This is a genomic window from Duncaniella sp. (genome assembly GCF_029054785.1).
Lineage (GTDB): Bacteria > Bacteroidota > Bacteroidia > Bacteroidales > Muribaculaceae > Duncaniella.
The window spans coordinates 1-8,227 of record NZ_JAIDEN010000175.1; the positions used below are offsets into that span (position 1 = coordinate 1).

Consider the following 8,227-nt stretch of genomic DNA (forward strand, 5'->3'; position numbering starts at 1 on the left):
ATCAATGTACTCTTGTATTTGACTAAATACTAATATATTAATCGCAGTGGTTGGATTTTTATCGCACCACTACTAATCCACCTTATATAATATACGTATATATGCGAACTTGGCTAAAAATTTATTAAACGCCATCGTAATCCATCGGATTTGAGCTATATTTGCAGTCCTATGCTTATACTGATTGCCGAATCCAAAACAATGACGCCTTGCGACTGTCCGGTGGGCCGCGAGGATTTTCTCTGTCACCGCCCGGCGTTTGACTCCGAAGCCGGAGAGATCATGGACTCCCTGACTGCGATGAGTCAGGAGGAACTCTCCGCACGCTCGCGGCTAAGTCCGCAGATGGTCCGCAAAATCAGGCAGCTGATCTATGAATTCCCCAACAAGGCCTTGGGCTCTGAATCTATCGAGGCTTTCACCGGAGTGGTTTTCAAGGCCTTCGGCTATCAGTCTCTTGACTCTCAGAGCCGCAGGGAGACTGCTGACAGGGTCAGAATCATCTCCTCGCTCTATGGATGGCTTCGTCCCGACGACTTCATCAAGGCTTATCGCTTCGATTTCACAACCCCGCTTGCGCCTGAGGGCAAGACCTTCGCCGCCTACTGGCGCAAAGCCGTGACCGACCGTCTGGAAAGCGAACTCCGCGAAAAGGGATGCACGGAGGTGCTCGACCTGCTGCCGGCCGATGCCGCGCGCCTGATCGACTGGAAACGCATCGCGCCTCTTGCCAAAGTCTGCAAGGCCGCTTTCAGGGAGATCCGTCCGGGAGGCGAGACTCGCACTCCGAATTCAGTACGGCTCAAGACCCTGCGCGGCCAACTTCTCCGCCGGATCGTCACCGGCAGCATCCCGGACCTCCGCTCCTTAGGCGCGGTCTCAACGGATTCCTGCATGGGCCAGGGCTACGACTCCTCCGCCAACGAAATCATTTTCTACACTACCTCCGACTGACTTTTCACGATCACATCGACAAAAAACGCCCCTGACAAAAAATATTTTTTCGTCAGGGGCGTGTCTTAACCGATAGATTTCCGTAATTTTGCACAAAATTTGTAATTTTGTGTGTTTCCCGCACATTTCAGATTTCACAACGGCGCTTCATCCGGACCGAGACAACGGAGGTTAGGATAGGCCGGACTTTTTTACAGATCATATCACATTTAATATATAAGTAACAGGTATATGCTTAAAAAGAGCACAAAAATAATCACCACTATTTCAGACCGCCGCTGCGATGTCGAATTTATCCGCAGCCTTTTTGAGGCCGGTATGAACGTAGTGCGTATGAATTCAGCTCACCTCGGAGCAGAAGGGATGGCGGAAATTGTCAGAAACTGCCGTGCGGTATCACCCCGAATCGGCATCATCATCGACACCAAGGGCCCGGAAATCCGCACGACTGTCAACTCTGAGCCTAACGACAAGATCGCTTTCCGCGAAGGGATGGAAGTGGAATTCTGCGGCCACGTATCCGAGCCGACAACCGCAGAGCGTATCTGTCTCAACTATGCCGACATCGCCAAGGACGTTCACCCAGGAATGCATTTTCTGATTGACGACGGCGAACTCGACTTCCTCATTCTTGACATCGACCCGGCGACAGGCATCATCCGCGCCCGCTGTCTCAACGACGGCAACCTCGGATCGCGCAAGAGCGTCAATATCCCCGGCAGCGACATCCGACTCGCCTCTCTGACCGAACGCGACAAGACAACACTCGCGACCGCAGCCTCGCTCGGCGTCGACTTCGTGGCCCACTCGTTTGTCCGCAGCGCCGACGACGTTCATGCCGTGCAGGCCGAGCTCGACCGCCTCGGATCCGACATGAAGATCATCTCCAAGATCGAGAACCAGCAGGGTGTCGACAACTTCGACTCCATTCTGGAGGCTTCTTACGGTATCATGATCGCCAGAGGTGACCTCGGCATCGAAGTAGCCGCCGAACGCATCCCGGTGATCCAGCATGAAATGATAGCCAAGTGTATCGCCGCACATCATCCGGTGATCGTGGCTACCCAGATGCTCCACTCGATGATCACCAGCCCGCGTCCGACCCGCGCCGAGGTCAGCGACATCGCCAATGCTGTCTACCAGCGCGCCGACTGCCTCATGCTGTCAGGCGAAACCGCCAACGGACGCTATCCGGTGGAAGCCGTGTCGACAATGGCCCGTGTGGCCCAGGACGTAGAGGCCTCTCTGACCGCGACCATCACCAGCGACAACATTCCTCAGCTTGCCGACGAGCACGTCACCTCGTTCCTCGCCCGTCAGGCCGTGGTATCCGAACGCGAGATCAACACTAAAGCCATCATCGCCAACGCATTCCACGGACGCACCGCCCGTTTCATCGCATCCTTCCGCGGCGCCTGTCCGGTCTATGCCATCTGCTATCGCCGCCGGACCATGCGCTGGCTCAGCATCTCTTACGGCATCAAGGCTTATTACTATCAGGACTACACCCAGCAGCAGCGCTATCCGACCGAAGCGCTCCACGACTTCATCGAGCAGGGTCTTCTCCAGCCGTCGGACCGCATCGCGATCCTCGGAGCCATCAACGGCACCGGTGCGACCTTCCTCGCCATCAACTCCGTGGAAGCCATCCTCGAACACGGGGCGGCTGACAAGAAAAACTGACACTGATCCGCAAATACGAACCGATACTGACACTCAGGAGGTATTCCCGCCAATCCGGGCTATTCCTCCTGAGTGTCGCCTTTTTAACAATATCTTGACAAAGATCTCATCCTGACTCAGAGACTGCCTAACTCCAGATGGAGTATCGGATAAGGCTTCCCCTCGCCGTCGGTCGCGTCACGCCCGATGATCTCGAAACCATGCTTGCGGTAAAACTCAAGCGCACGAGGATTCTGCTCGTTGACATCCACCCTCCGGCATCCTTTCTCACCGATGGCAAAGCGCAGCAATTCCGAACCGTAGCCCCTGCCGGCTTCCGAAGGATGGACAAACAGCATCTCGACCATCACACCTCCAAGGCCGATGAATCCACACCATCGGCCTTGGTCATTCCTCACGGCATAGACCTCGACACCCGGCATATAGACCTCAGGGAGTCTCCGGCGGTAAAACTCAATGTCATCGGCGCTCAGAAAATCATGCGTAGCCCTGACCGCAGCAAGCCACACCTCAGTCAAAGCCTCATAATCGCAACATCTTTCTATCAACATTCAAACTTTTCCTTTCCTGATTTTAACAGAGACAATAATTGGCCTCTAAGATTATAATTGACACCACAAATTTAGCCAAGAGAAAGATCAATCACAAATCCCCGCCCCTCCTCCCCACTCACATCCATCTTCCCCAAAACCGCACCCCGGCCAAGATACATATAGATATAATCCTTAGAGGTCGTTGTTTAACAACAATAGTTAAAATCTGAGCGAAAGTTTTGAGGTGAATATGGTTCCTTTCTCATTTACAACAATTTATCTAAAAGATACACCACTCAGATTTTAACTCTTGTTTTTAAACAACCTCTTAATAAACTCTTTAATCCCGGCTAAAAAATCAGTCTTCTGAAAAAATCTGTCAAAAAGTTTTGTCATGTAAAAAAAACTTTCTACCTTTGTGCTCGCAAAAGCGTTGCAACAACATAAATTCATGGCGAGATAGCTCAGTTGGTTAGAGCGTCGGATTCATAACCCGGAGGTCCCGAGTTCAATTCTCGGTCTCGCTACTGAAATCGGTCGAAACATTCTTAAGGATGATTTGACCGATTTTCTGTTATATGCCCTCTCATCCCGTTCTTCCACTCGCTATCCGGACCTTGGATTTGAAAAATTTTGCGTAACTTTACGAAGACTTTTCATACCCCCCCAATAACAGGACAATCTCTTAAAGCATGCCGGACCATGCTTTACATCTTTTTGATAAAACCATACCATGAAGTTTAATATTCTGTCATTTCTTGTCATCTCCTGTCTGCTTGAGGCAATCGGCGCATCGGCTGCCGGACGCAGTGTAGAAAATTTCAATTTCGGATGGAAATTCTCCGCTGAAGACTCTGCCGGAGCCGAAAATCCGGCCTTTGACGACAACGCATGGACTTCCGTCTCCCTGCCCCATGACTTTCAGATCTCCCAGCCCTGGGTCGCACCGGAAGCCAATGAAAAAGGCGACACAAACTCCGCGGCCAACACCCGCAGCCGCCTGAGCGCACGCGGTTTCAAGGAAATGGGTGCCGGATGGTATCGCAAGACCTTCAAAGCCCCGTCCGATTGGAAAGGCCGCAGAATACTCCTCGATTTCGAAGGCATCATGCTCACCGGCGACGCCTATTTCAACGGCAAGCGCGTCGGCGGAACTGACTACGGCTATCTCGGCTTCGAGTGCGACATCACACCTCTGATCAATTTCGACGGCGACAACGTGATCGCCGTGCGTGCCGACACCGGAAAACCGGAAAACTCGCGGTGGTACACCGGCGGCGGCCTCTACCGCAACGTCAATATCATCGTCACCGACCCACGGCTCTATTTCACACGCCATCCGCTCCACATCACCACCCCCGATGTCACTCATCAGGAAGCATCAGTGGTGATTGACGCCGAACTGACCAACACCTACAAGGACTACAAGCAGATCCAGCTTAAAACCCTGATCCGCGATGCCGACGGACAGACCGTCTACTCCGCCACATCGGCTCTCCCCTTCAACCGCCGCCAGCGCACCAACGAATATCGCGTCGACAGCATCCGTCTCGCATCCCCGCGGCTCTGGGACTGTGACTCGCCCCATCTCTACACCCTTGAACTCTCGCTCCTGGCCCCTGACGGAAGTGTGGCCGACAGCATCACCGAGACATTCGGGGTCAGAAAGATAGAATACTCCCCCGACTTCGGCTTCAAGCTCAACGGAAAGAAACTGCTCCTCAAAGGCATAGCCAACCATCACACGCTCGGCGCCCTCGGCGCGGCTGCCTATCCCGCAGCCATCGAAAAGCGCATCAGACTGCTCAAAGACTTCGGTTTCAACCACATCCGAAGTTCCCACAACCCTTACAGTCCCCAATTTCTCGACCTCTGTGACCGTTACGGCATTCTCGTGGTCGACGAACTTTACGACAAATGGACACGCCAGTATGCCGGAGGCCGCAAGGAGTGGATGCAGCAGTGGCCCGACGACCTCCCCGAATGGGTGCGCCGCGACCGCAACCACCCCTCGGTCATCATGTGGAGCCTCGGCAACGAACTGCAAATGCTATGGAACCTCCCATACGCCGACTGGGGAGTAACCCCCTACCGCCTCCAGAAGACCCTGCTCAACCGCTATGACCGCACCCGCCCGCTGACCGTAGCCATGCACCCGCGCTATCGCGACGTCAACACCGACTCTCTCCCCGCCCCGCTGGCCCTCGCAACAGACATCGCATCCTATAATTACAGATACATGTACTTCCCCGGCGACAGCCGCCGTTTCCCCGGAATGATCTTCTATCAGAGCGAGGCCAACACCTCAGGCATGGGCCCCAACTTCTATGAAATGGACCTCGACCGCGTGGTCGGCCTGGCCTACTGGGGAATGATCGACTATCTCGGAGAATCGGCCGGATGGCCCGCCAAGGGCTGGACCCAGGGCATCTTCGACATCTCGCTCGAACCCAAGCCGATCGCCTGGTTCCTGCGCAGCATCTTCAAGCCCGAAGAGCCGACGGTCCACATCGGCGTGATCGACAGCGACGAGCAACTAATGTGGAACGATGTCCAGGTCGGCACCCAGCGCCTTTCAGACCACTGGAACCGTCAGCCTGACAGCCGACTGACTCTCTACACCTTCACCAATGCCGACGAAGTCGAACTGCGCCTCAACGGCAAGAGCCTCGGACGTAAGAAAAACGACACCGCCGACCCCAAGAGCCGCAACCGTATTGTCTGGGAACAGATTCCCTACAAAGCCGGACGCCTCGAAGCCATCGCCTACCGCGACGGACAATCCTCACCGATCGCCCGCCACTCCATCGAGACAACAGGTAAAGCATCGCGCCTGAAAGCCGAAGCCGACAATCCTGAGTGGAAAGCCGACGGAATGGACCTGCAACACGTCCGTGTGGAGGCCCTTGACAGCCGCCGTCGCCGCGACAGTCAGTCGGAAGCCCCCGTAACCTTTGCCGTCGAAGGTCCGGCGGAAATCGTCGGCGTCATCAACGGCGACCTCAGCAGCGAGGAACTCTCGACCGGAAACACCCGCCGTCTCTACAACGGCACAGTCACCGTGATCCTCCGCTCCACAGGCACTCCCGGCGCCGTGACCCTGACCGCCTCCGCTCCCGGACTCCGCCCCGCGAAACTCGATCTCCGGTGCAGATAAACGACTCGAAATCTTCAATTAGAAATTGTAAAAAACAAACATAACAACCCTCATCAATAAACCAACAACCGGAAATGAAACTCACGTCCTATATCCTCGGCGCTTTCGCAGCCGCCACAGCCATCCTCAGTCCCGCAGCCCTTCAGGCCGAAAGCCGCGTCATCGAAATCGGCTCGCCCGTCATGCGAGTCTACCTCCCCGAAGCCTCCAAAGCCACAGGCCGCGCCGTGGTCGCGCTCCCCGGCGGCGGCTACTCCCATCTCGCCCTTAACCATGAAGGCCACGACTGGGCGCCCTTCTTCAATGAGCAAGGCATCGCCTACGCCGTGGTGACCTACACCATGCCTAAGGGCGACCGCAGTCTGCCCGTCAGCGATGCCCAGAACGCAGTGAAACTCATGAGAGACAGCGCCGAGAGATGGCACATAGACCCCGCGCAGATCGGAATCATGGGCTCGTCGGCCGGAGGTCACCTCGCATCCACAGTGGCCACTCACGCCCCCGCCGAATCGCGCCCCGACTTCCAGATCCTCTTCTACCCGGTGATCACAATGGACAAATCCTACACCCACCGCGGCTCTCACGACAATCTCCTCGGCAAAGAAGCCGGCGAGGAGCTCGAAAACGAATATTCAAACGAAAAGCAGGTCACAGCCGAGACTCCCCGCGCCTTCCTGATCCTCAGCAGCGACGACCGGGCAGTGCCCCCGGCCAACTCTGTCAACTACTACACCGCCCTCCAGGCCAACGGCATCCCCGCCGCCCTCCACATCTACCCCACCGGCGGCCACGGATGGGGCTTCCGCGACTCCTTCCGCTACCACGACCAGGTGCTCGACGAACTCAGCGCCTGGCTCAAAAGCTTCTGATCCCACAAGCAAGCCCCCTATCTCACACAATGCCTGCAACACCCCCAACCGGCGGCTTCCGGCTGATGGCCGCACCGCTTCAGGGCTACACAGAGGCCCCCTTCCGCCATTTCCACTCGGAAATCTACGGCGGCGAGGGGTCTCTGATCTATTTCACCCCCTTCGCTCGGCTTGAAAAAGGCGAAATCCGTCCGCGTGACCTGCGCGAAATCTCCTCCCCGCTCAACTCAAACCACTGCCTCATCCCGCAGATCATCTTCCGTGATGCCGCCGAATTCCGCACCCTGTCACAAACCATCCGCCAATCGGGCCACGACCGCATCGACCTGAATCTCGGCTGTCCCTTCACACCCCAGGTCCGCAAAGGGCGCGGAGCCGGGATGCTGCAATCGCCGGACCGCCTGCGCGAGATCGCCGACATCATGACCGCAGAGTTTCCCGACACCGGCTTTTCCGCCAAAATGCGTCTCGGCATCAGTGATCCTGCCGAATGGCGTCAGCTCATGCCGGTGATCAACGCCATGCCGCTCACCCATCTGACCGTCCACCCGCGGACAGCTGCCGAGCAATACAGCGGACCACTCCATTTCGGAGAATTCGCCCGCATAGCTGCCGCGAGCGTCCACCCGTGCATCTTCAACGGCGAGATCTCCGACCCGCAGATGATCGACGATCTGCGAGAGCGCTTCCCCTCGCTTGCAGGCGCCATGATCGGACGCGGACTCCTGCGCCGCCCCTCCCTCATCGCCGAATGGACCTCCGGAAGCGAATGGTCCCTGGAACGCCGACGCGAAAAACTCCTCCGCCTCCACCGGGCCATCCTCGACCACTACGCACAGACCCTCAGCGGCGACACCCAGATCCTGTCAAAAATCAAACCCCTCTGGGACTACTTCGGCGAGACATTCGACCGCAAGACCGTCAAAAAACTCCTCAAATCCCCAACCCTCGCCGCCTACCGCCAAAACCTCCCCCCGGCATAACCCGAATCAACCCACGCGCGTCCGATTCGCCTCGACACAACCCACGCG

The 8,227-nt window shown here is 56.4% G+C and carries 5 protein-coding genes, 1 tRNA gene and 1 pseudogene; 6 read left to right on the top strand and 1 reads right to left on the bottom strand.

Annotated elements, in window-relative coordinates:
* Nucleotides 1-171 precede the first annotated feature (171 nt).
* Nucleotides 172-954: a YaaA family protein gene (locus K2H17_RS10630; protein ID WP_300134596.1), complete on the top strand. Its 783-nt coding sequence runs from the start codon at nt 172-174 to the stop codon at nt 952-954.
* 231 nt (nt 955-1,185) lie between these two features.
* Complete coding sequence (gene pyk / locus K2H17_RS10635) at nt 1,186-2,637, top strand: pyruvate kinase (protein WP_300134598.1); 1,452 nt, start codon at nt 1,186-1,188, stop codon at nt 2,635-2,637.
* Between the two features lie 116 nt (nt 2,638-2,753).
* Here the strand turns inward: pyk and K2H17_RS10640 are convergent, their stop codons facing one another.
* A complete protein-coding gene (locus K2H17_RS10640) occupies nt 2,754-3,188 on the bottom strand; it encodes a GNAT family N-acetyltransferase (protein ID WP_300134600.1) in 435 nt (144 codons plus the stop codon).
* 435 nt (nt 3,189-3,623) lie between these two features.
* Here K2H17_RS10640 and K2H17_RS10645 point away from each other — a divergent pair.
* From K2H17_RS10645 to K2H17_RS10660, 4 genes and pseudogenes are all read left to right on the top strand, one after another.
* A tRNA-Met gene (locus tag K2H17_RS10645) sits at nt 3,624-3,697 on the top strand.
* 206 nt (nt 3,698-3,903) lie between these two features.
* Nucleotides 3,904-6,327 carry a glycoside hydrolase family 2 TIM barrel-domain containing protein gene (locus K2H17_RS10650; protein ID WP_300134602.1) on the top strand — a complete coding sequence of 808 codons (2,424 nt, stop codon included), beginning with the start codon at nt 3,904-3,906 and terminating at the stop codon, nt 6,325-6,327.
* A gap of 74 nt (nt 6,328-6,401) precedes the next feature.
* Nucleotides 6,402-7,193: pseudogene (locus tag K2H17_RS10655) on the top strand (alpha/beta hydrolase); the annotation flags it as partial.
* Between the two features lie 32 nt (nt 7,194-7,225).
* Nucleotides 7,226-8,179 carry a tRNA-dihydrouridine synthase family protein gene (locus K2H17_RS10660; RefSeq protein ID WP_300134604.1) on the top strand — a complete coding sequence of 318 codons (954 nt, stop codon included), beginning with the start codon at nt 7,226-7,228 and terminating at the stop codon, nt 8,177-8,179.
* Nucleotides 8,180-8,227: the final 48 nt, after the last annotated feature.

Bases quoted from the DNA above. Each gene is read 5' to 3' on its own strand.
- K2H17_RS10630 (WP_300134596.1), top strand. From the start codon at position 172: ATGCTTATACTGATTGCCGAATCCAAAACAATGACGCCTTGCGACTGT.
- pyk (WP_300134598.1), top strand. From the start codon at position 1,186: ATGCTTAAAAAGAGCACAAAAATAATCACCACTATTTCAGACCGCCGC.
- K2H17_RS10640 (WP_300134600.1), bottom strand. From the start codon at position 3,188: ATGTTGATAGAAAGATGTTGCGATTATGAGGCTTTGACTGAGGTGTGG.
- K2H17_RS10650 (WP_300134602.1), top strand. From the start codon at position 3,904: ATGAAGTTTAATATTCTGTCATTTCTTGTCATCTCCTGTCTGCTTGAG.
- K2H17_RS10660 (WP_300134604.1), top strand. From the start codon at position 7,226: ATGCCTGCAACACCCCCAACCGGCGGCTTCCGGCTGATGGCCGCACCG.